General features: G+C 65.9%; 20 protein-coding genes. 11 read left to right on the forward strand and 9 right to left on the reverse strand.

Annotated features, from left to right (window positions below; translation table 11 throughout):
- The first annotated feature begins 58 nt into the window (after positions 1 to 58).
- The 4 genes from ACQY78_RS23750 (at position 59) to ACQY78_RS23765 (ending at position 4,139) form a co-directional block, all read left to right on the forward strand.
- The gene (locus tag ACQY78_RS23750; protein WP_428679561.1) at positions 59 to 2,479 is read left to right on the forward strand and encodes a TonB-dependent siderophore receptor; all 2,421 of its coding nucleotides are present in this window, start codon (positions 59 to 61) and stop codon (positions 2,477 to 2,479) included.
- 25 nt (positions 2,480 to 2,504) lie between these two features.
- Positions 2,505 to 3,653, forward strand: a complete 1,149-nt coding sequence (locus ACQY78_RS23755; RefSeq protein ID WP_428679564.1) for a PepSY-associated TM helix domain-containing protein — start codon at positions 2,505 to 2,507, stop codon at positions 3,651 to 3,653.
- Positions 3,650 to 3,823, forward strand: coding sequence for a hypothetical protein (locus ACQY78_RS23760; protein WP_428679567.1), 174 nt, complete (start codon positions 3,650 to 3,652; stop codon positions 3,821 to 3,823). Before ACQY78_RS23755 ends, ACQY78_RS23760 begins: the two co-directional genes overlap by 4 nt.
- 61 nt (positions 3,824 to 3,884) lie before the next feature.
- A complete protein-coding gene (locus ACQY78_RS23765) occupies positions 3,885 to 4,139 on the forward strand; it encodes a hypothetical protein (protein ID WP_428679569.1) in 255 nt (84 codons plus the stop codon).
- Positions 4,140 to 4,255: 116 nt separating this feature from the next.
- On the opposite strand, the gene ACQY78_RS23770 is transcribed toward ACQY78_RS23765, so the two are convergent.
- Both ACQY78_RS23770 and ACQY78_RS23775 read right to left on the reverse strand, forming a co-directional pair.
- The gene (locus ACQY78_RS23770; RefSeq protein ID WP_428679572.1) at positions 4,256 to 5,764 is read right to left on the reverse strand and encodes a phospholipase D-like domain-containing protein; all 1,509 of its coding nucleotides are present in this window, start codon (positions 5,762 to 5,764) and stop codon (positions 4,256 to 4,258) included.
- A 47-nt stretch (positions 5,765 to 5,811) separates the two neighbouring features.
- Positions 5,812 to 6,954, reverse strand: coding sequence for an autotransporter outer membrane beta-barrel domain-containing protein (locus ACQY78_RS23775; RefSeq protein WP_428679575.1), 1,143 nt, complete (start codon positions 6,952 to 6,954; stop codon positions 5,812 to 5,814).
- A gap of 191 nt (positions 6,955 to 7,145) precedes the next feature.
- On the opposite strand from ACQY78_RS23775, the gene ACQY78_RS23780 reads away from it, so the two are divergent.
- Positions 7,146 to 7,919: a potassium channel family protein gene (locus ACQY78_RS23780; protein ID WP_428679578.1), complete on the forward strand. Its 774-nt coding sequence runs from the start codon at positions 7,146 to 7,148 to the stop codon at positions 7,917 to 7,919.
- 130 nt (positions 7,920 to 8,049) lie between these two features.
- Here ACQY78_RS23780 and ACQY78_RS23785 read toward each other — a convergent pair whose 3' ends face one another.
- Positions 8,050 to 8,964 carry a LysR substrate-binding domain-containing protein gene (locus tag ACQY78_RS23785; RefSeq protein ID WP_428679581.1) on the reverse strand — a complete coding sequence of 305 codons (915 nt, stop codon included), beginning with the start codon at positions 8,962 to 8,964 and terminating at the stop codon, positions 8,050 to 8,052.
- Between the two features lie 146 nt (positions 8,965 to 9,110).
- Between ACQY78_RS23785 and ACQY78_RS23790 the strand changes: the two genes are divergently transcribed.
- Positions 9,111 to 10,094, forward strand: coding sequence for a TerC family protein (locus tag ACQY78_RS23790; RefSeq protein WP_428679584.1), 984 nt, complete (start codon positions 9,111 to 9,113; stop codon positions 10,092 to 10,094).
- Positions 10,095 to 10,157: 63 nt separating this feature from the next.
- Here ACQY78_RS23790 and ACQY78_RS23795 read toward each other — a convergent pair whose 3' ends face one another.
- The 5 genes from ACQY78_RS23795 to ACQY78_RS23815 all read right to left on the reverse strand — a co-directional run bounded on the left by ACQY78_RS23795 (position 10,158) and on the right by ACQY78_RS23815 (position 15,885).
- Complete coding sequence (locus ACQY78_RS23795) at positions 10,158 to 10,790, reverse strand: HEPN domain-containing protein (protein WP_428679586.1); 633 nt, start codon at positions 10,788 to 10,790, stop codon at positions 10,158 to 10,160.
- A 5-nt stretch (positions 10,791 to 10,795) separates the two neighbouring features.
- The gene (locus tag ACQY78_RS23800; RefSeq protein WP_428679589.1) at positions 10,796 to 12,001 is read right to left on the reverse strand and encodes a DUF262 domain-containing protein; all 1,206 of its coding nucleotides are present in this window, start codon (positions 11,999 to 12,001) and stop codon (positions 10,796 to 10,798) included.
- A gap of 146 nt (positions 12,002 to 12,147) precedes the next feature.
- Positions 12,148 to 13,467, reverse strand: a complete 1,320-nt coding sequence (locus ACQY78_RS23805) for a cystathionine gamma-synthase family protein (RefSeq protein WP_428679591.1) — start codon at positions 13,465 to 13,467, stop codon at positions 12,148 to 12,150.
- A gap of 206 nt (positions 13,468 to 13,673) precedes the next feature.
- The gene (locus ACQY78_RS23810) at positions 13,674 to 14,633 is read right to left on the reverse strand and encodes an alpha/beta hydrolase (protein ID WP_428679594.1); all 960 of its coding nucleotides are present in this window, start codon (positions 14,631 to 14,633) and stop codon (positions 13,674 to 13,676) included.
- A gap of 88 nt (positions 14,634 to 14,721) precedes the next feature.
- Entirely contained in the window at positions 14,722 to 15,885 is a 1,164-nt protein-coding gene (locus ACQY78_RS23815; protein ID WP_428679597.1) for a serine hydrolase domain-containing protein, read from the reverse strand.
- Between the two features lie 72 nt (positions 15,886 to 15,957).
- Between ACQY78_RS23815 and ACQY78_RS23820 the strand changes: the two genes are divergently transcribed.
- The 5 genes from ACQY78_RS23820 (at position 15,958) to ACQY78_RS23840 (ending at position 19,489) form a co-directional block, all read left to right on the forward strand.
- Complete coding sequence (locus ACQY78_RS23820; RefSeq protein WP_428679599.1) at positions 15,958 to 16,878, forward strand: AraC family transcriptional regulator; 921 nt, start codon at positions 15,958 to 15,960, stop codon at positions 16,876 to 16,878.
- Between the two features lie 49 nt (positions 16,879 to 16,927).
- Entirely contained in the window at positions 16,928 to 17,692 is a 765-nt protein-coding gene (locus ACQY78_RS23825) for a hypothetical protein (RefSeq protein ID WP_428679602.1), read from the forward strand.
- Positions 17,693 to 17,900: 208 nt separating this feature from the next.
- Positions 17,901 to 18,197: a sulfurtransferase TusA family protein gene (locus ACQY78_RS23830; RefSeq protein ID WP_428679604.1), complete on the forward strand. Its 297-nt coding sequence runs from the start codon at positions 17,901 to 17,903 to the stop codon at positions 18,195 to 18,197.
- 22 nt (positions 18,198 to 18,219) lie between these two features.
- Complete coding sequence (locus ACQY78_RS23835; protein WP_295145723.1) at positions 18,220 to 18,582, forward strand: DsrE family protein; 363 nt, start codon at positions 18,220 to 18,222, stop codon at positions 18,580 to 18,582.
- A 13-nt stretch (positions 18,583 to 18,595) separates the two neighbouring features.
- Entirely contained in the window at positions 18,596 to 19,489 is an 894-nt protein-coding gene (locus tag ACQY78_RS23840; RefSeq protein WP_428679607.1) for a phosphate/phosphite/phosphonate ABC transporter substrate-binding protein, read from the forward strand.
- Between the two features lie 164 nt (positions 19,490 to 19,653).
- On the opposite strand, the gene ACQY78_RS23845 is transcribed toward ACQY78_RS23840, so the two are convergent.
- On the reverse strand, positions 19,654 to 20,586 hold the full coding sequence (locus tag ACQY78_RS23845) for an IS110 family transposase (RefSeq protein WP_428676352.1): 933 nt from the start codon (positions 20,584 to 20,586) through the stop codon (positions 19,654 to 19,656).
- Positions 20,587 to 20,737 lie beyond the last annotated feature (151 nt).

Here is a 20,737-nt window from a genome sequence, read left to right on the forward strand (position 1 = left end):
AATCAGGGAGAGCCGAGCCGAACGCCAGGCACTGCAAAGCGTAAGGGAGAGTGCGGTCATGGCGAAGCGGGCAACGGTGCGGAAGGCTCTTCTCGCGGCGACATATGTCGCCGCGCTTTCGATCGCGGCGCCCTGCGTGCACGCGCAAGGAAGGGAGCCCGAACTCGCACAGGCCGTCGTGGCCTATGATATTCCCGCCCAGGACCTGAACACCGCGCTCCTTACCCTCGCCAGCCGCGCGGGCCTGCAGATCTTCTTTGACGTGCAACGCGTGCGCGGCCTGCGGAGCAATGCGCTCGCCGGCACCTTCACGCCACAGCAGGCCCTGACCCAGCTTCTGTCGGGCACCGGCGTCACCTTCCGGTTCACCGGGGCGAACACCGTGTCGCTCGACCCGCCCGGCGCGACCGGCGGGGCGATGCAGCTCGATCCCGTTCAGGTGCAAGGCAACCTGGTGCCGCCCCAGGCGATGATCGACAACCTGCCGCCGGCCTATGCGGGCGGGCAGGTGGCGACCGGCGCTCAAGTCGGCATCCTCGGCGAACGCAGCTTCATGAACACCCCGTTCAATCAGACGAGCTACACATCGGAACTCATGCGCAACCAGAATGCGCGCACCCTGGCGGACGTGGTCGCCAACGATCCGTCGGTGCGCAATTCCTGGTCGGCATCGAGTTACACGACGCCGTTGATGATTCGCGGCTTCAGCTTCAACAACAACGACTGGGCCTTCAACGGTCTCTATGGCGTTGCGCCGCCCGTGCAGGTGCTGCCCGACTATCTCGAAAGGGTCGAGATCCTGAAGGGGCCGAATGCCATGCTGAACGGCATGCCTCCGTTCGGCAGCGTCAGCGGCAGCATCAATCTGGTGCCGAAGCGCGCCGGCGACGAACCGCTCAACCGGGTGACCGCCACCTACGCCACGGGCGCGCAGTTCGGGGGTGCCGTCGATTTCGGTCGTCGCTTCGGCGACGACAAGGAATTCGGCGTGCGCTTCAACGGCACCTATCGTAACGGCCAGACGGCGGTCGACCGCCAGACGCAGGAGCTGGGCGCCGCCGTCTTCGGCATGGACTTCAAGGGCGATCGCGTCCGGCTCTCGTTCGATTACGGCTACCAGACGCAGACCGTGAACTCGCCGCTGCGGCCCACCTATGTAGCCGCCGGAGTCGCCGTGCCGGCGGCGCCGGGCGGCCGGGCCAACTGGTTCCAGCCCTGGACCTATATGCAGACGGACGACCTGTTCGGCGCCGTCCAGGGTGAGTTCGACATCACGCCCGACTGGACGGCCTTTGCGGCGATCGGCGGCCGCCAGCAGAAATATTCCAGCCTGTCGGGTTTCGCCACGATCACCAATGCCAACGGCAATCTGACCGACGCGCCCTTCAACTTCCCCGGCTGGTCGAACGCGGATACCCAGACGGCGGGCGTGCGCGGTCGCGCCACGACCGGTCCGGTGAGCCACGCTCTGTCGGTCACCGGCACGCGGGTCTACCTGGAGAACGGATCGCTCTCGCCGGTACTCGTCTCCGTCCCGTCGAATCTCTACAATCCCACCTTCGTCGCAAAGCCCTTCGTGCCGACCCTCAATGCGCCGAAAATCGCCGGCACGCAGCTCACGAGCCTTGCCGTGGCCGACGTGGCGTCGGTGTTCGACGAGCGCATCCAGTTCATCTTCGGCGGACGCCTGCAGCGCGTTCAAGTCACCAACTTCAGCAACGTGACCGGTGCGGTGACGGCGTCTTACGACCAGAGCGCCTTCTCGCCGGCGCTCGGCTTCATCGTGAAGCCCTGGGACAACGTGTCGATCTACGGCAACTGGATCGAGGGGCTGCAGCAGGGACCGACGGCGCCGGCCGGCACGGTCAACGCCGGCCAGATGTTCGCCCCCATGAAGACCAGGCAGTACGAGGTTGGCGCCAAGGTCGATTTCGGCAAGTTCGCGACGACGCTCAGCCTGTTCCAGATCGAACAGCCCTCGGGCTTCACCAATCCGTCGACGGCCGTCTACTCGGTCGACGGCATACAGCGTAACCAGGGGATCGAGCTGATGGTCTTCGGCGAGCCGTGGGAAGGCTTCCGGCCGCTGGGCGGCATCACGCTGCTCAACGGCAAGCTGCTCAGCACCGCGACGCCCCTTACGCAGGGCAAGACCGCGCCGGGCGTGCCCAACGTACAGCTCAATCTCGGGGCGGAGTGGGACGCCAGCTTCCTGAAGGGCCTGACGTTCTCGGGGCGCCTGATCTACACGAGCGCGCAGTATCTGGACGCGGCGAACTACCAGAGCATCCCGGGCTGGACGCGCTTCGATGCCGGCGTGCGCTATGCCTTCGAGCGGCCGGGCGGCAAGCCGGTGGCGCTGCGCCTCAACGTCGAGAACCTGTTCGACGCCAACTACTGGGCCTCGGCGACCAGCACCTTCGGTCTGTCGATGGGCGCACCGCGAACCTTCCTGTTGTCGCTGACGACCGACTTCTGACGGACGTATGGCAAGAGACGACATCATGAGACTGCGGCGCTGGGCGCTGGTCCACAAATGGACCAGCCTCGCCTGCACGGTGTTCCTGCTGCTGTTCTGCGTCACAGGGCTGCCGCTGATCTTCGGCGACGAGCTGCGCGATCTGCTGAGCGACGAGCCGCCCTTCGCCGACCTGCCGGCGGGAACGCCGAACGCGAACCTCGATCGCATCGTGGCGGCGGCGAGGGAGAAGCGGCCCGATCACCATGTCTGGTTCGTCTTCGTCGACGACGACGAACCTAAGGTGCTGGTCGGCATGCTGCCGTCGCCCACCGCCGATCCGAAGACCACGCGCCGCTTGCGGTTCGACTCGCGCACCGGCGAACTGCTGAACGAAATCGAGCCCGCCGACGTTCGGCCGCTCACCTTCCTGGACCTGATGCTGCGCCTGCATCGCGACTTGTTCGCCGGACTGGCGGGTGAATTGTTCCTGGGCTTCATGGGGCTGGTGTTCGTCGTGGCCGTCGTGTCGGGCGGCGTGCTCTACGCGCCCTTTGCCCGGCGGCAGGCCTTTGGCGCATTGCGTGGCGCCTCGCGTCGCCTGTGGTGGCTCGATCTGCACAACATGCTGGGCGTGGTGACGATCGCCTGGGCGCTGGTGGTCGGCGCGACCGGCGTGATGAACGAGCTGTCGCAGCCGCTCTTCGCCGTCTGGCAGCGCACGGACGTGCAGGAAATGCTGAAGCCCTATCGCGGACAGTCGGTGCCCGAGGTCAGCTCCTTCTCCTCGGTGCAGGCGGCGTTCGAGCTGGCGGCCAGAACTCTGCCGGACCGTCATCCAACGAGTGTGGTGTTTCCCAATGGCCGGGTCGGCAGCCCGCATCACTTCCTGATCTGGACGAAGGGTAATGCTGCGCTCACGGCGCGCCTGTTCACGCCGGTGCTGGTCGAGGTGGTGAGCGGCAAGCTCACGACCGTCGTGGAGATGCCGTGGTACCTGCGCACCTTGCAGGTCTCGCGTCCGCTGCATTTCGGCGACTATGGCGGCCTGCCGCTCAAGATCATCTGGGCGCTGCTCGACCTCGTGACGATCGTGGTCCTGGGCAGCGGCCTCTATCTCTGGCTGTCGCGCCGCCACTCGCCGATCGAGCTGCGTCTCAGGGAAGAGGCAGCGACCCTGGAGTCCGCGCGGTGAAGTGCTGGCGTTGGCCGCTGGTGCTGGCGGTGCTGACCGTCGTCGGCCTGCTGTCCGCCCTGCTGGGCGAGGGCGGGCCCTTCTGGCTCGTTTCGTGGGGGGCACTCTCGATGCCGCTGCTGGTCATCGCGCTTGCCGTCTTGCGATCACTTACATCGCGCAGGAGCTGATTGCAGGGTTGGGACACCGCCATTACGCTTCCGTGCCTGCCGCTCCATCGGGAGATGCCGCGTGTCCGCGAGAACCATCCTCATCACGATCGGGCTTTCGGCCTGGCTGCTGGCGTCGGCGGCGGCCTTTCTCTTCGTCGCCTATACGACTTTCTTCGGGATCGCCGTCATCGGCCTGGCCATTTGCTGGACCGCCACACAGTTCGAATTGGATGCGGATGCGCCGGTGGGTAATGCCCTCAACCCGGGATTCCTCGCAGCGCAAATTCAGGCCAGGCGACCTGTCGAAAGAGCAACGCCTCTCCGCGCAGCATGAGCAGTCGCTTGCGATCCAGTCGGCGCGCTTCTTCAAACTGTTTGGCTTGAGCCTCGTCGTCATCGGCCTGTGCGGCGGCCTGTACTACCAGCTCTGATGGCTCGGCCCGTCTTCCGTCAGGGGCGTGACGGGTGGTGCAGCCGGTGCCGCAGGCGATCGGCGTGCGTGTGGAGGTGGTGGCGTAGCCCGCGAAGCAGGCCGCCTTTTGCCGTCGCCTCGAAGATCTCGTCGGGTCCCTCGGGATCGAGCACCTGGTTGTCGGCCAGCCACTTTTCGACCTCCTCGAGGTCGGGGACCTCGTAGGGGCGTAGCGACCGGCCGTCGCCGCGCAACGCCTCGATGGCCTCGATCAGCGAGCCCTTGGTCTCGATCGCGGCGGCGACCGTGTCGGCGGGGACGCCCAGATGCTCGGCGAGCAGGCTGTCGCGCAGGGAGCGGATCTCGCCTGCGGCGGCCTCGTTGCCGGGATGAGCGGCATCGATGGTGACGTCGCATTCGGTGTCGAGGCGCATCGAGCGGTTGTTCAGGTTCGAGGAGCCGACATGCAGCACTTCGTCGTCGACGATCGTCATCTTCGCGTGCACGTAGATCGGCTCGCCGGCCTGCGTGAAGGGGTGATAGATCCGGAACCGTCGATGGCAATCGAGGTGTTCCAGCGCCCCGTAGAGCCGGGCGCGCGCCGTATCCATGGCGACCGGCTCCAGCCAGCCCTGCGATTTGAACGGATTGACCAGCACGATCTCGGGCCCGTCGGGCTCCTCCAGCCGGTGGGCGATCGCCTCGGCGATGCGACGCGACGCGAAGTACTGGCTCTCGGCGTAGATGTATTTCCGGGCGCGGGCGATCAGCGCGAGATAGGTCGCCTCGATCTCGCGCACCGGCGCGCCGCCCTTGCCGTCCCCCTCCGGTCGCGAGCGGCAGATCGCCACCGCAATGTCGCGGAACTGGGCGTCGAGCCCATCGGGCCAGCAGTCGCAGGCGCCTTCGACCGGGGCCAGCACCGCGCCGCCGGCCGCCTGCCAGCGCTGCCGTGCGAGCTCGCCCAGCGCCGCCGCCACCGGGCCTTCGAGGATGGTGGTCGCATCGTGCCACGGCGCATAGGGGCTGCCACCGGGACCGACTCGGCGCGGATCGTGGTCGTGATGCTCGGGCGTGTCCCAGCGATTGCTGGTCATGTCGATGCCGCCGCAGAAGGCCAGGCAGTCGTCGATCACGACGATCTTGTGATGGTGCGAGGCGCCCAGGGTCACGGCACTGTCGAGCCGGGTGTGGATGCGCGGGTGCGCCATCCAGCGCATCAGCGTGAAGATCGTGGTGCCGCGGAACAGGGTCTTCACCGCGCCCATGTTCCAGCGCAGCAGGAACACTTCGAGCTCGGGATTGTGCTTCACCAGCCACAGCACGAACTCGCCCAGGGTGCGCGGCTCGCCCGGCAGGCGCTCGTCGGAGAGCTCGATGCGGGCGTCGAAGTCCCAGCCGATCAGCATGATGCGCTTGCGCGCCTTCAGCATCGCCTTGCGGCCGACCTCGAAGTAGGCCTTCGCATCGACGATCAGCCCGGCCCGCGTCGCGGTCTCCCGGCGCCAGTACGGGGCCGTCGTGTCGGTGCTGTCGCTTGCCTTCATCTGTCCAGTCTAGCGCATGCCGGGGAGAAGGGTGGGCCGCATCTGCTTCAGAAGTGCCAGGCGAGGCGCAGCGTTGCGCTCTGATTGAGGTACGCCGTCCCGGCCGAAAGCCCGTAGGCCGCCTTGGCCTCGAAGCCATGGGTGCGATAGACCTGCAGCCCGGCCTCCAGGGTGGCGAGGAGGTTGGGAGCGGCTACCGTCGCCTGGAACGCGCCCAACCCCGCCAGTGGGCCGGAGACGAACCAGGTCTGGAAAGTCGAGCCGCTGTCGGGCAGCACCGTCGCGCCCGCCACGAGGTAGGGCCGCAGGATCGTGTCCTGGGCCACGTCGATCCGGCCGCCGACTTCCAGCGCCGGCACGATCGCCGGGTGAACCGTGCTCTCGCCGCCGAATCCCATCGCCAGCCCGGACCCGCCGGACTCCTGGAACGCCGGCCGATTGAAGTAGCGCAGCTCGAGGTCGAGGCGCGGCCGCAGGTACCAGCCGTCGAAGGGAACCTCGTAGGCGCCGCGCAGCCGAAAGCTGCCGCCATAGGAGGAGCTCGCGCCGGTGATCTGGCCTGCCTCGCGTTGCAGCGCGTTGACGCTCGCCCCGAAGGCGAGGCCGGCCGCCAGCAGCCACGGACCGCGCACCCACTTGAGCGCGAGGGCGCCGTCGTAGGTCTGGCCGGTGCTCGACACGTATCCGCCGCCGGCCTGGCCCGACGCGAAGCCGATCCCCAGGAATCCGCCCAGGAACCAGTCCTCGGCCACCTGCGTCTGGCCGCCGATGCGAAACACGGCCGCCTGGGACGTGCCCGACGCGTCGCCGCTTCCCTGGCTCGTCCACTGGCCGGACACGGTGCTCCACAGGCAGCCATCCTCGGTCAGCAGGAGCGATCCGCCCGCGAACACCGGGCAGCTGAAGGCCGGCGTCGGCGAGACCGCGGCGCCGGCGGCCGAACCCGCAGCCGCCCCGGCCGAGGCGGTGGTTCCGCCCGTGCCCATGGCGCCCACGATCATCGCGCTCGCCACCACGACGTCGGCGACGATCGTCGCGTCGCGCGGCGGCAGGCCCAGCGAGGTGAGCGCGTTCTGCAGCGTCGAATCGATCTGTGAGACGGTGCCCGGCCGTCGGATGTCGTCGGCTCTGGCGGAATGCGTGCCCAGGACGAATGCGCCGGCCAACGCCAGCAGGCCGATGCTTCGCACGATCCACGCCCTCTCGACTACTCGAACGCCGGCCGATGCCCGCCGTGGGCATCGCCATTCCAACGTTGGTCATCTCGCACGAGCGGGGATTGGCGCCAAGCGAATATAGCCCCCGTCTGGTCCGGGTCGGAACCGATCGTCGTCCATCGTTGTCTCGGTGCTGGGGAGCCGGGGCCGTGGTATCTGGAGGCATGGCAACGACGCGATTGCGCGAAAAGTTCCGGGACCTCTATTTCGGCGACGGTCGCGAGGCCCGCCGGTTCCGCTACGGGCTCGTCGGCTTCGACCTGGCCACGATCGCCCTGTTTCTCGTCGCGCCTTTCGGCGGCCACCAGCCGTGGATGATCGCGCTCGATCTCGTCATCGGCATCCTGCTGTCGATCGAGTTCATGGCGCGGCTCTGGGTGGAGCGCCGGCCGTTGCGCCATCTGTTCAGTATCACGACGGCCGCCGACCTGATCGTGATCGCGTCGCTGCTGCTGCCGGTCTTCCTCGAGAACTTTGCGTTCCTGCGCATCGCCCGGGCGCTGCGCCTGCTGCGCTCCTACCACCTGCTGCGCGACCTCAGGCGCGATTCGGCGTGGTTCCGCCAGCACGAGGACATCATCCAGCGCACGGTCAATCTCGGCGTCTTCATCTTCATCGTGACGTCGGTGGTCTACGTCACCCAGCACCACATCAATCCGCAGATTTCGAACTACGTCGACGCGCTCTACTTCACCATCACGACGCTCACGACCACCGGCTTCGGCGACATCACCCTGAAGAGTCCGGGCGGCCGGCTGCTCGCCGTGATCATCATGGTGGTCGGCGTCGGCCTGTTCCTGCGCCTGCTGCAGGCCATCTTCCGGCCCAACAAGGTCCGCTTCGAATGCCCCTCCTGCGCCCTGCTGGTGCACGATGTCGACGCGGTGCACTGCAAGCATTGCGGCATCGTCCTGCCGATCCCGAACGAGGGGATTTAGACGAGATCACACTCTTCCCCTTTGCGGAGTCCGCAAAGGGGAAGTGCCCTCGTCTTACGAGGGCGATGGGGTCATGACCCCCTGCGCCCCTCCGGGGCACCTCCCCCGAGACGGGGGAGGGGAAGATGCTCTATAGCGCCGGTCCCGCGAGGATGCTCCGGGCCTCCGCAGCGATCGTCTCGGCGATGGTGGCGTAGCTGTCGGCATAGGCCGAGCCGTCGCGCCATACCGCGGCGAGGGAGCGGCTGGCGCTCCAGCCGGCCATCGGGAGGCGCGTGACCATGTCGGCGCCGCCCACCTCCGACCGCAGATAGAGTTCCGGCAGGATGGCGAAGCCCAGACCCGAGCCGCACATCTGGCGCAGGCTGTCGAGGCTGGTGCCTTCATAGTCCTCGAGCAGCGTGGCCTTGAGGTCGTCGCAGATCTCGCGGGCCTGGCGGTGGGCATGGTGGCGGCGGTCGAGGCTGAGGAAGCCGATCCCCGCCAGGTCGCCGCGGCGCACTTTGCCTGCGCGGCCGAGCGGATGCTCGGGCGGGCAGACGATGTGCAGCGGCTCGCGGAACAGCGGCTCGATGTGCAGGTCGCTGCCCGAGACGGGCAGGGGCGACAGCACCATGTCGAGCTCGCCGCGCGCCAGCTCGCGCGCCTGCTCGTCGGGAATGCCCTCGCGGATGTAGAGTCGCAGGTCTGGGAAGCGCCGGTGCAGCGAGGCCACGATGCGCGGCATCAGGTAGGGGCCGAGCGTCGGCGTGACGCCGAACCGGATCGTGCCCGCGATGCCCGCCCGCGAGCGCCGGACCATGTCCTCGGCATCCTTCACGTCGAGCAGGATGCGGCGCGCGCGCGTCACCAGGTCCCGGCCGATCGGCGTGAGCTGGACCGGGCTCTCGTTGCGCTCGACCAGGGTCACGCCCAGCCGCGCCTCCAGCGCCCGCACCTGCTGGCTGAGCGTGGGCTGGGCGATGTGCACGGCGTCCGCGGCCCGCCGGAAATTCCGGGTGTCGGCCAGGGCCACCAGATAGGAGAGCTGGCGCAGCGTGGTCATGGCGGGATCATGGAGGGGTGATAGTCCATGACTATCGACTCTGGCCCATTCTTTCTATTTCTACAATCGCCCGCGGCCGCCCATCTTCGCCCTCTCACCCGCAGAGGACGAACCAACATGCGCCGCCCCACCCTTCGGACCCCGGTATGACCGAGCTTCTGGTCCAGCCCTTCCTCGGCACGCCCGTCTGGTTCTGGCTCGCCTTCGTGACCCTGGTGGCGGCGCTGACCGCCTTCGATCTCGGCCTCCTGCACAAGGAGGACCGGGTGATGGGCATTGGCGAATCGCTGAAGCTCTCGGCCTTCTACATCTCGATCGCGCTGGCCTTCGGCGCCTGGGTCTGGGTCGAGAAGGGCGCCGAGCTGGGCATGCAGTACTACACCGGCTTCTTCATCGAGAAGGCGCTGTCGATCGACAATATCTTCGTCATCAGCCTGATCTTCACCTTCTTCGCCATCCCGGCGAAGTACCAGTATCGCGCGCTGCTGTGGGGCATCATCGGCGTCATCGTGCTGCGCGGCCTGATGATCGCGGCCGGCGCGGCGCTGGTGAGCGAAGCCTACTGGGTGCTCTACCTGTTCGCCGCCTTCCTGATCGTGACGGGCATAAAGATGTTCTTCACCAACGACCAGGAGCCCGACCTCGCCAACAACGCCGCCATCCGCTGGATCTCCACCCGCCTGCGCGTGACCAAGGAGCTGCACGGCGACCGCTTCTTCGTCTCCACGCCCGACCAGCGCACCGGCCGCATGGTCCTGGCCGCGACGCCGCTGTTCCTCGCGCTGGTGGTGATCAACCTCGCGGACCTGGTGTTCGCGGTGGACTCGGTGCCGGCGATCTTCGCCATCACCACCGACACGTTCGTGGTCTACACCTCGAACATCATGGCGGTGCTGGGCCTGCGCGCGCTGTACTTCGCGCTCTCGGCCATGATCGACCGCTTCCACTACCTGAAGCACGCGCTGGCCGCGGTGCTGGTCTTCATCGGCTCCAAGATCTTCGTCTCGGACTTCCTCCTGGACGACGCGAAGTTCCCGCCCATCGCCAGCCTCGCCGTCACCATCGGCCTGATCGCCACCGGCATCGCCTGGTCGATGTGGAAGACGCGGGAGGGGGCGGCGCAGCGGTGAGGGGCGTGCTTCATAAGGCGGTAGTTTTCTGGTGGAAAACTCCGTTGGCGGGTCCGCAGGGAGTCATCTGATTGCCTTTTTCACACCCGCGCACCACGCATCGAATGAAGCAAGTTCGACGGAAAGCTGCTCAATCCTCTTCCATTCCGTCTCTGGATCCACAGCTGAGATAACTGCTTTGCCTGAGTGATGGGCGTGTTCGCCGCGGAGCTCCCCGAACGTTTGCAGGCTTGGGAGAAGCGTAGATCCAAACGCTGATGCCGGAATGCCCAGTGGGACAAACAGGCTGAGAACATTGGCCTCTTTGATCCCGTGGTTATCTTTGATTCGGCTATAGAAGTCTTGAAACAGCGCTGTCGCTGCGCCGTTAAACAACTGTGGACTGTCGTTCGCATTATTCAAGACGGTGGGCACACCAATCTTCTTGATCATGGTGGCAAGAAGAAAGCCAAACGGTACGCTTACTTTCCCGGACTTCTTCCAAAGCTTCTCACTGTTGCGCGCAATATCTTTTGCCCACTCTTCAAAGTAGCTCTCAAAAGCCGCATGACACAGGACCAGAAAAGCTCTTGTGCTCGCTTGAACCTTCGGCATGTCTGGATAGACGCCGAGATTATCAAATTGCGCCGGAAGAAACTGTTTCCTCAACAGCACGATCTCGCGCTTCAGACTCGCCAATCTCTTCGAGTCGGCCATGGCGCTTACTGACTGGCCCCTCTCGTCGATTCTGTAGATCTGTTTGCGACGGGTATCTTTGGAGCTTTGACGGGATTGCCGATGATCTTGGAAAGTGCAGCCGCCCATATATTCAATCGAGTCGATGTGTTCGATGCACCCGCGGTGTCGCTCTCAATAGCCTTGAGAAATTTCGAATCTGTTGAGAATAGGTCCTTGTAAGCTTTTCTTACCTCCGCAGCTTTTGATCGCAAGGCCTTGCGCACTGCAGGCTGAGAGTGGAAATAAATCAATGCATCAAAAATGGCTCGGTTGAACTGTCGCGAGCTGGGCTTCTTGGCTAACTCATCACCAAACACATTCACCAGTTCTTTTACCCCATCTTCAAAGTCTGAGACCGCCCTTTCAACAGAAGGACCGTTGTCGGCCCAATTCGAGTTGAATGTCTCGAATGTCGCATCTAGAAATCCCTTCATTCTTCCCGGGTAACCCTCGGCGAAGAATCTGAAGCTGATAAAGCGAGCCAATATCTCAGTGTCTCGCATTCTGGGGTCGGGCCCGCTGATACCCAATAGTTTCCGAAGTCCGGCGGATTCGGCGGCTCTGTCATCAACGAAATTTGCAAACTCACCGGGTAGTAGCGCCTGTCGCAATTCCTGGGGAGATAAGCTAACGCTGCCTGTATTCAAACGCAGAAATACAGTGTGAAGGAAATCTGTATCCTTCCAATTCCTGATAACAACTGTCCGTATAGTCTGGTTACACAGCGCGTCGAAATCATTCCTGCTAGATTGTTCATTTGATAGATCGGCAAATGACTTTCCATCCAGGTCCTCACGAAGTGTCATACCCGAGAGTCTATACTCATTATTAGTTCCCTCGCCGTTACCCCAAAATTGAAGAATGGTTAGAAGTCGCTGCTTGCCATCGAGAACGATAAACTTGCCGCGTTGTCGCTTTGCTTCGGCTAGTACAATTTGTGGGATCGGCAAGCCCACAATCAGGGATTCGATAAAGCGGCTCTTTCGATCTTGCTTCCATGCGTCTCGGCGCTGGAACCGCGGATTAAGTTGAATGTTGCCGCGCGTGAGTTGAGAAACGATCGTTTCGGTGGTCCAGTCAGTGCCAGTTACAACAGCGGCTATTTCACCGGGCTCGAGTTGTTCAGCAACGCCTTCCTCATCCGCCTCATCGTCGAATTGGAGATCAGGATTTAGAATCTTCTTTGCCATCAACTAGGCTCCACATCGTCCAATCGTCAGCGTGTACAACTTTCGGCCCGCTTGCAGCTACCGTCAACCCGAGCCGAGTGACGAACTGCTTCGCTCTCTATTTCCGAAAGCGGGTTCAGGTGGGAAAGCGCGAGATCGCAGCGAGACTAGGTGAAGTTGGTCTGATGTGGATGAAGTTGGCTGCTGGCCGCCAACGCCTGCGTCAGATCCGCGATCAGATCGTCCGGATGCTCGATGCCCACCGACAGCCGGATCGTCGTGTCTAGAACGCCGATGCGGTCGCGGACTTCGAGGGGGACGCCGGAGTGGGTCATGGCGGCGGGGTGGCTGGCCAATGACTCCGTGCCGCCGAGGCTCACCGCGAGCTTGAAGATTTTCAGCGCGTTCAGGAAGGCGAAGGCTTCCTTTTCGCCGCCCTTGATGTCGAAGGAGAAGGTCGAGCCGGCACCGGTGCATTGGCGCTCGTAGAGTGCCTTCTCGGGCGAGCCCGCCGGCAGCAGGCCAAGATAGTGGAGCTTGGCCACGCTGGGATGGGCCGCTAGCCATTCGGCGACCAGGCGGGCGTTGGAGTTGGCGCGTTCCATCCTGAGGCCCAGCGTTTCCAGCGAGCGACCCAGCATCCAGCAGGAATGCGGGTCGAGCTGGGTGCCGAAGCTGCCGCGCAGGGCGCGGATCGGGCCCATGATCTCCTTCCGGCCCATCGACGCGCCGGCGATCAGGTCGGAATGGCCGCCGACATATTTGGTGAGCGAATAGAGCGAGACGTCGGCGCCGTGGTCGAGCGGGCGCTGGAAGACAGGCCCCAGCAGCGTGTTGTCGCAGACCAGCACGGGCGGCGGCGTGCCCTGGGCCGCGCCGATCTCGTCGGCGAAGCGGCGGAGCAGGGCGATGTCGACCAGCGTGTTGGTCGGATTGGCCGGCGTCTCGATCATGATGACGGAGATGCGCCCCTTCGAGCGTGCCTGGGCGACGGCGGTGCGGATGGCGGCCTCGCTCACCCCGTCGATGAAGCCGACGGCGCTGATGCCGAAGCCCGACAGGGTCTTGGCGAGCAGGGTTTCCGTGCCGCCATAGAGCGGTTGCGAGTGCAGCACCACGTCGCCGGGACGCGCGAAGGCGAGCAGGGTCGTGGAGATCGCCGACATGCCGGAGGAGAAGAGGGCGCAGGTCTCGGCGCCCTCGTAGACCGCCAGCCGGTCCTCGACGATCTCGCTGTTGGGATGGTTGAAGCGCGAATAGACCAGGCCGGCGGCGCTGCCGGCGGGCGGCGTCTTGCGGCCCGAGGCATAGTCGAAGAAATCGCGGCCTTCCTCGGCCGAGCCGAACACGAAGGTCGAGGTCAGGAACACCGGCGGCTTCACCGCGCCTTCCGACAGCGCCGGGTCGTAGCCGTAGCTCAGCATCAACGTCTCGGGCTGGAGCTTGTGGTTGCCGATATGGGTGCGGGACGGGCGCGGTGCGGTCATGGCGTGTCTCCTGTCGCAGGGGCGGGCCTCATCCGCATGATGACGGCAAGGTGTGTCGAAACGGTGTGCCTGCCAGAAAAACAGACCTCCCCTGAGGAGCGGCCCGAAGGGTCGCGTCTCGAAGGGGGGGTACGCGCACCCCGTCTGTTGTCCATCCTTCGAGACGCCGTGCTTCGCACGGCTCCTCAGGATGAGGTGGAAGTGTCCTAAGCCCCCATCAACACCGCGATCTCCGCGCGCACGCTGGCGGAGCGCCGGTAATACTGGTGCGAGCCGGCGAAGCCTGTGTCGTAGTCGGTGAAGCCGCTGCAATCGATCCTGCGGTAGGTGGCGGGCGGGAACAGGATGGGGTCGCTGCCGCCCAGCGGCCCGTCCTGGCCGAGGCGGTGGCAGAAGTTCAGCGTCTCGCTCAGCCCGTCGAGCACCTGGTCGCGGCGGTTGTGCAGGACGGTGATGCGCCGGCCCAGCCGGCAGAGCGGCGCCAGGCTGTTGGTCACGGCCGCGTCGAAGGCATCGTCGACGATGTCGGCCGCGGCCAGGAAGATGTGATCGAACATCTCGGCATCGCCGTTGCCGTTTTCGAACCAGGCCTGCACCGCCCCCTGCAGCGCGAGGTTGCCCATGCTGTGGGTCAGCAGGAAGGTCCGCCGCCCGTTGCGCCGCGCCGTCTCGAGGATGGGCAGCAGGTTGGCGAAGAAGCGCATCAGCGGCAGGCCCGAGCCGCCGGCCATCCGCTGGTCCGAGCGGTAGGGCAGGGTCGGGAAGGGGACCGTGAACAACTGGCCGCGCGAGGGCCAGCTGAAGGTGACGACGGCGGTGTCCGCATCGGCGACGCCCGATTGGGCCAGCCATTCGCGGTTGAAGGCCGCGCGCGTCAGCGCATCGGCGAAGCTGTTGGCGAAGCCGTGGATGAAGACCAGGATGTTGCGCCCGCCCTCCGCCAGATCGTCGATCGCGGTCTGACTGAAGCCGCCTTTCTGCAGATCCTGCAGCGAGCGGATCGCGCCCACCGTGTCGGCCGTCAGCCCGGCGCTGTCGACGAAGGCCGTGCCGTAGGTCACCTGCAGCGGATTGTCCGGCGCGACCATGCTGAACGTATAGTTCTCCGGCCGGTCCGCCGGATGGTTCGCCACTCGATTGGTCGCGAAATAGACGGTGGTCGTCATGATGCTCTCCCCGCGTCGCCCCGCAGCGTGATCCTCTGCCGTTCTTTGTCAATCGGCATGGTTGCACGACGGGCCGTGCGCTCGCGCGCTAGGGGCCCAGCAGCCGCGCCACCTCCGTCACGGCGCGATGGGCCAGCATGATGGCGGGCGGGTCGATCGGCGTGACGAGCGAGGAGAGCTTCACGATCACGAGCCCGTGGTCGGGCACCACGAACAGGTTCTGGCCATGGATGCCCATGGCGAACAGCAGGCGCGGCGGGCCGTCGACGATGTACCAGCCATTGCGATAGCGCGTCGTGCCGAGACCCATGGCGCCGAAGCTCGCGCCGAACTGTCCGGCGCGCCAGGCGCCGGCGTCGCCTCCGGTCCACAGATCGTCGATCACGCTTTGCGCCACGACCTGATGTGGGCCGCGGCGGCTGCCGTCGAGGACGAGCTGTCCCAGGCGTGCGACATCGCGGGCGGTGGCACAGACGCCGCCGCTGCAGCGCGCGGCGCCGCGACTGTCGACGGTGATGAAGGCGTCATGCGCTGCCCCCATCGGTTGCCACAGAAGCTCGCTCGCGAGCTGCGCGTAGGAACGGCCGGTCGCGCGTTCGAGCGCAAGGCCCAGCAGGTCGGTGTTGGCCGAATCGTATTTGAAAGCGCCGCCATGGGCGCCGGACACGGGCGCCATGCCGGCGAAGAAGCGCGCGAGGTCGGCGGGTGGCGCGCCCGCGGGCAGGGCCTCCCAGCCCGTCGCCGCGGCGTAGGCGGCGAGCGTCGCGGCATCGAGCGCGGCGCCGGCCCGCATCTCGAGCAGGTGGCGCACCGTCGCGCCGCGCCACGAAGTGTCGGCGATCTGGGGGACGAGCGTCGCGACGGGCGCCTCGAGGTCGAGCGTGCCGGCCTTGCCCAGCAGGCTGGCAACGAGGCCGGTCACCGCCTTCGACATCGACATCAGGATGTGCGGCGTCTCAGCGTCGAGTCCGTTTCCGTAACTCTCATGGACGATCCGGCCGTGTTGCAGGACGAGGAAGGCGTCGGTCGCCGTGGCGGCCAGCAGCGCCGGCAGGTCGAAATGCCGATCGGGCGCCAAGGCGACGTCGAAGGCGCCGAACTCGGCCATCGGTCCTTCGGGCAGGTCGGAGGGCGCGCCGGGCGCGGCCGCGATGCGCGCGGTCGGGATGAAGTCGGGGACGGTGCGGAACGCGGTGGCGATGACTTCAGGCGTGCGCCAGGTGGCGAGCGTGACGGGACTGTTCTGGGACATGGGCCACGCTAGCCAGATCGGCGGCCTTCCACTATCCGTGAGGCCCCGCTTTTCATTCGAGATCGTCCGAACGTGGATCCGCTTGGGCAGACCGTCGCGCTGCTGCGCCCGAAGGCCCTGCTGTGGAAGCAGATGCAGGCCAACGGCAACTGGACCGTGCGCTTTCCGGCGAGCACCGGTGTCGTCTTCTGCTTCGTCGCCTCGGGCCACTGTGAGTTCGGGGTCGAGGGCGAGCCGCCGCGCGCGCTGGAGCAGGGCGACTTCCTGCTGCTGTCGAGACCGCCAAGCTGGCGTCTCGCGCGCGAGACGGACGCGGCCCGGCCGACGGTCGTGGTGGACTACACGCCAAGAGCGGGGGGCCCGGAGCGCGCACGCTTCGTGGGCGATGCCTCGCGGCCGCCCGAGGTCGAGATCCTGGGCGGCCGCTTCACCTTCGATCCGACCAACGCCGACCTGCTGACTGGCCTCGTGCCCCGCCGCGCCGAGATCCTGTCGCATAATCCGACGGGTCCGCGCCTGCATCATCTCCTGGCGCTCATCCGGGACGAGTCCTCGTCGGAACGTGCCGGGCAGGCACTGGTGCTCGAACGGCTGCTCGAGGTCCTGCTGGTCGAGGCGATCCGCCAGGCCCCCGCGCCAGGTGTCGTTGCAGAACCGGGGCTGCTCACCGGCCTCGGCGACCCACAGCTCGCCAAGGCGCTGAACGCGATGCACGGAGACCTGCGCCGGCCCTGGACGGTGGAGCGGGCGGCCCGCGTCGCCGGCCTGTCGCGCTCGGCATTTGCCGAGCGGTTCACGGCGGTCGTGGGCCTGTCGCCGATGGATTATCTGCTGCGGCTGCGCATGGCGCTCGCCAAGGACAGGCTGCGCTTCGGCGGCGCGCGGCTGGCCGAGGTCGCGACGGCGTGCGGCTACCGCTCGGTGAGTGCGTTCAGTACTGCCTTCCGACGCGTCGTCGGAATCGCACCGGGGGCCTTTGCCTCGCGCCCGTGATTGCGAGGCAGCGGTGAAATCGCCGATCGGTGCATGCTAGGTTGCCCCCATGACGACGTCCCTTCGCGAGGCCTGGGCGGCCCTGCCGTCGCGGCTCAGGCTGCTGGAGCCGGTGACCTTCTCCGATGCGGAGTGGTCGCTGCTCGAACGCCTGCACGGAAACTTCAACGATCGCGAGGCGCATGCGGACCTGCCGCTGGCGATCGCCCGCTTCCGTGACGCTGCGGTGAAGGAGATTTTCGAGCGGGCACGGCAGTTCGACGATGTGGTGACGGTGAACGTCGACGAACGCTGGGAGGAAAGGGCTGCCGTCGGCGCGGGCGATGCCATGGTGCCCTGGGTGCGGCTCTACAACGAGGAAGTCGACGCGATGATCGCCGTGCTGGTTCCCCCGGCACGCTATCGCAAGGAGCACTATGCCTACGGCAGGTTCGTCTTTCCCGAGCCGCACGGGCTGCACACCGACCACAGTCTGGAAGATCCGGCGGCCGGCGGCGAGCCGATCTGCATCGCGCGGATCGAGACGCTGGGCACGCACTATGTCGACGGCGACTACCGGCTGCAGGATGCCGCGACACAGAGCATGCTGAAGGCGCTGCGCTATTGGACGCCCGTTCCCGAGGGCGAGCCTGAGCAGGTCTTCGCCGAGCTGCTGCGGCGCGGCACGCTGAAGACCATCCCGGTGAACCATGTCATGCTGATGGTCGCCGGCAATGCCGCGGACAACGCCCAGGTCACGCAGCACATCTCCGCCCGCCCGCCCGAGGGCGGCCTGCACTCGGCGTTCTTCCAGCGACAGTACCGGCTGGCCTAGCCCGGGAGGGTGCTTCGTTCCGCGTGACGCGCCGGACGCGTCGCGCGTCATTGACCCTCTCCGGGGCGATGCTTACTGTCCGCCCCCGAGCGACACCAGTGGAACGCCGTGCTCCGGGGGAGCCAGTCGTCCTTAGGGACGGGGCGTTGTTCGTGTCCGCCAGATCATCATTCCGACGTTGTCGCCGCCCGACCGAGCTGCTGCCAATTTGGCAGTTCGTCGGCGCGGGCGCGTCTTTTCGTGGGACGGCGGCCAGGTGGAGCAGGGAGCATTTCCGGCAGCGGACGACCAATGGAACGCCGGCCATCTCGGCTGCGGGCCGCTCGTGCTCGACCTGCGCAAGAAGCTGAAGGCGATGCCCGGCGGCGTGCTGCGCGTGATCGCGCTCGACATTTCCGCGCCGCACGACATTCCGGCCTGGTGCCGGCTCACGAACAACGAACTGCTCGCGCACGATCCGGCGACCCAGAGCTTCTGGATCCGCTCGCGCGCCGACTGGTCCTGAAGTCAACAAGGAGGAGAGAGACATGCCCGGTTCATTCGTCGTCAGCCTGACCCACGCCAAGAACGACACCGACAAGGCCACGGTGGCCTTCGTCGTCGCCAACGCCGCCGTCGCGTCGGACAAGAAGACCATGGTCTTCCTGTCGATCGAGGGCACGCGGCTGTCGCAGAAGGGCTATGCCGACGACATCCACGAGGAAGGCTTCGCGCCGCTCAAGGACCTGATGAAGAGCTTCGTCGAGGCCGGCGGCCAGATCTTCGTCTGCTCGCCCTGCTTCAAGAAGCGCAAGCTCGACGAGAACAACCTGGTCGACGGTGCGCTGGTGGTCGGCGGCGCCAAGCTGGTCGAGTTCATGGGCGAAGCCTGCCCCAGCGTCAGCTACTGAGCGAACGATCGCCATGACGATCCTCAAGTCCAACCGCCGCGGCTTCATCGCCGCGTCGGGCGCGCTGTCCGTCGCCTCGCTGCTCGCCAGCCCGGCGATCGCGCAGGGCAAGAAGAAGCTGCGCTTCGGCGTCGGCCCGCTGATGCCCACGCCCGACGACACCAGGAAGGCCTATCTGCCGCTGTTCGCGCATCTCGCCAAGGAACTAGGCAATCCCGACTTCGACCTGGTCGCCACGACCGACTGGGCCGGCATGGCCGTCGCCATGGGCTCGGGCCAGCTCGACGTCGCCTGGATGGGCCCGTGGGGCTACATCATCGCCAACAACGCCACCGGCTGCCAGGCCGTGGCGACGGTGAAGTACGACGACAAGCCGACCTACCTTGGGATCATCGTCGCCCGGCCCGACCTGCAGGTGACGAAGTTTCCCGACGACACGAAGGGCAAGTCGATGTCCTTCGCCGATGTCGGTTCGACCTCGGGCTGGCTGATCCCGACCTACTACGCCAAGGAAGTCTGGAAGATCGATCCCAGGACCTTCTGGAAGTACAGCGAGGGCGCGACGCATCCGGCCAACGAGATGGCGGTGAGCTCGGGCCAGGTCGACATGGCCACCGACTTCGACCGCCAGCGCAACGCCATGATCGCGGCCGGCCGCATCAAGGAAGACAGCAACAAGATCATCTGGACCTCGGATCCGCTGCCTAACGATGCGATCGCGCTGCCGGCCAATGCGCCCAAGGAGATGGGCGCCCAGGTGCAGAAGATCCTGACCTCCATCACGGCCGACCAGGCCAAGACCCTGCTGCCGCCGCGCTACACCGGTTTCGTGTCGGCGACGCACAAGAGCTACGACATGATCGAGAAGGCGGGCATCGCCGTCGGCAAGATCAAGCCGAAGGCGTAGAGTCTTTCTGGGCACGATGGAAACACGTCCGGTTTTCCAACAAAGCCCTCATCCTGAGGAGCGCTCCGCAGGAGCGCGTCTCGAAGGATGGGCACGCGCACCTCGTTTGTTGTCCACCCTTCGAGACGCTCACTGCGTTCGCTCCTCAGCGACTGTGTCTGAGGTCAAGCGTTTTGCCATGGTGTCCTGTCTCTGAGGATGGCGTTGAGGATGACAAGAAGTTTGCGGGCGACGGCGATGGTGGCGACCATCTTGGTCTTACCGGCGGCGATGAGGCGCTCGTAGAAGGTTTTCAAGGGTGGGTTCCAGCGCTTGGCGACTTGGGCGCCAATGAAGAGGGCCGTTCGGACCACCGCCCGTCCGCCCCCGATGCGGGCCTTGCCCTTCCAGAGACCGGACTGGCGTGTGTAGGGAGCCAGGCCGGCAAGCGCTGCAATTTTTTTATGATCGAGCCGCCCCAACTCGGGCAGTTCGGCCAGCAAGGTCCTGGCGATGATCGAGCCAATGCCTGGCACCGATGCCAGCAGGTCTTCCTTCTCCCGCCACAGCGGTGAACCGCGCACGGCGCCATCGATGTCATGGTCGATAGTGCCGAGTTCGCGCTCAAGAGCCTTCAACAATCGCTCGATGCTCTTGCGCACGCGCGGCGGCTCGGTGCGATACAGGCGCTGACGTTCGGACGCAATCATCTCGACGATCTGGCGCCGGCGCGCCATCAGATCGGAAAGCAGGCGAGCGGCCCCATCGGGCAGCAGCCGGATCTGGGGCCGGGTGGCCTCGGCGAAGCGGGCGATGACCGACGCGTCGATCGGATCGGTCTTGGCACGCTGTCCCAGCGCCTGGGCAAAGGCCCGGACCTGTGCCGGATTGACGATCACCACAGGCATGCCGTGGTCCGAGAGGGTCGCGGCGACGAGGGTCTCGTAGCCGCCAGTGGCTTCGACCGCCACGAGGTCCACCGTGTCGCCCAGGCGGCGGCACAGCTCGACGAGGCCTGTTGCGTCGCGGGAAACCGCAAAGGCCTCCTGCGACGGCAGGACATGCACATCCAGTCGGTCCTTCGACACGTCGATGCCGACAATGCGACGGTGTTCCATGGCAACCCTTCCTTGCGAAAGCGAGCTCGCGATGCGGCCCACGCGACTGTTCGGGTTCGCTGGAACGACGGACGGGCGACCTTGCTGAGGAACGAGCTTCGACGCCCCGGGGTGAGTCGGTCTACCCGCCGCCACCGCGCCGGCTAGTCTA

This window comes from Reyranella sp., from assembly GCF_965279625.1.
GTDB lineage: Bacteria > Pseudomonadota > Alphaproteobacteria > Reyranellales > Reyranellaceae > Reyranella.

What these genes read in the sequence shown, in the direction of transcription:
- ACQY78_RS23835 (WP_295145723.1), top strand. Translation starts at nt 18,220, where the DNA reads ATGCCCGGTTCATTCGTCGTCAGCCTGACCCACGCCAAGAACGACACC.
- ACQY78_RS23795 (WP_428679586.1), bottom strand. Translation starts at nt 10,790, where the DNA reads ATGGCCGACTCGAAGAGATTGGCGAGTCTGAAGCGCGAGATCGTGCTG.
- ACQY78_RS23770 (WP_428679572.1), bottom strand. Translation starts at nt 5,764, where the DNA reads ATGAAGGCAAGCGACAGCACCGACACGACGGCCCCGTACTGGCGCCGG.
- ACQY78_RS23785 (WP_428679581.1), bottom strand. Translation starts at nt 8,964, where the DNA reads ATGACCACGCTGCGCCAGCTCTCCTATCTGGTGGCCCTGGCCGACACC.
- ACQY78_RS23750 (WP_428679561.1), top strand. Translation starts at nt 59, where the DNA reads ATGGCGAAGCGGGCAACGGTGCGGAAGGCTCTTCTCGCGGCGACATAT.
- ACQY78_RS23755 (WP_428679564.1), top strand. Translation starts at nt 2,505, where the DNA reads ATGAGACTGCGGCGCTGGGCGCTGGTCCACAAATGGACCAGCCTCGCC.
- ACQY78_RS23790 (WP_428679584.1), top strand. Translation starts at nt 9,111, where the DNA reads ATGACCGAGCTTCTGGTCCAGCCCTTCCTCGGCACGCCCGTCTGGTTC.
- ACQY78_RS23815 (WP_428679597.1), bottom strand. Translation starts at nt 15,885, where the DNA reads ATGTCCCAGAACAGTCCCGTCACGCTCGCCACCTGGCGCACGCCTGAA.
- ACQY78_RS23800 (WP_428679589.1), bottom strand. Translation starts at nt 12,001, where the DNA reads ATGGCAAAGAAGATTCTAAATCCTGATCTCCAATTCGACGATGAGGCG.
- ACQY78_RS23845 (WP_428676352.1), bottom strand. Translation starts at nt 20,586, where the DNA reads ATGGAACACCGTCGCATTGTCGGCATCGACGTGTCGAAGGACCGACTG.
- ACQY78_RS23825 (WP_428679602.1), top strand. Translation starts at nt 16,928, where the DNA reads ATGACGACGTCCCTTCGCGAGGCCTGGGCGGCCCTGCCGTCGCGGCTC.
- ACQY78_RS23840 (WP_428679607.1), top strand. Translation starts at nt 18,596, where the DNA reads ATGACGATCCTCAAGTCCAACCGCCGCGGCTTCATCGCCGCGTCGGGC.
- ACQY78_RS23810 (WP_428679594.1), bottom strand. Translation starts at nt 14,633, where the DNA reads ATGACGACCACCGTCTATTTCGCGACCAATCGAGTGGCGAACCATCCG.
- ACQY78_RS23805 (WP_428679591.1), bottom strand. Translation starts at nt 13,467, where the DNA reads ATGACCGCACCGCGCCCGTCCCGCACCCATATCGGCAACCACAAGCTC.
- ACQY78_RS23780 (WP_428679578.1), top strand. Translation starts at nt 7,146, where the DNA reads ATGGCAACGACGCGATTGCGCGAAAAGTTCCGGGACCTCTATTTCGGC.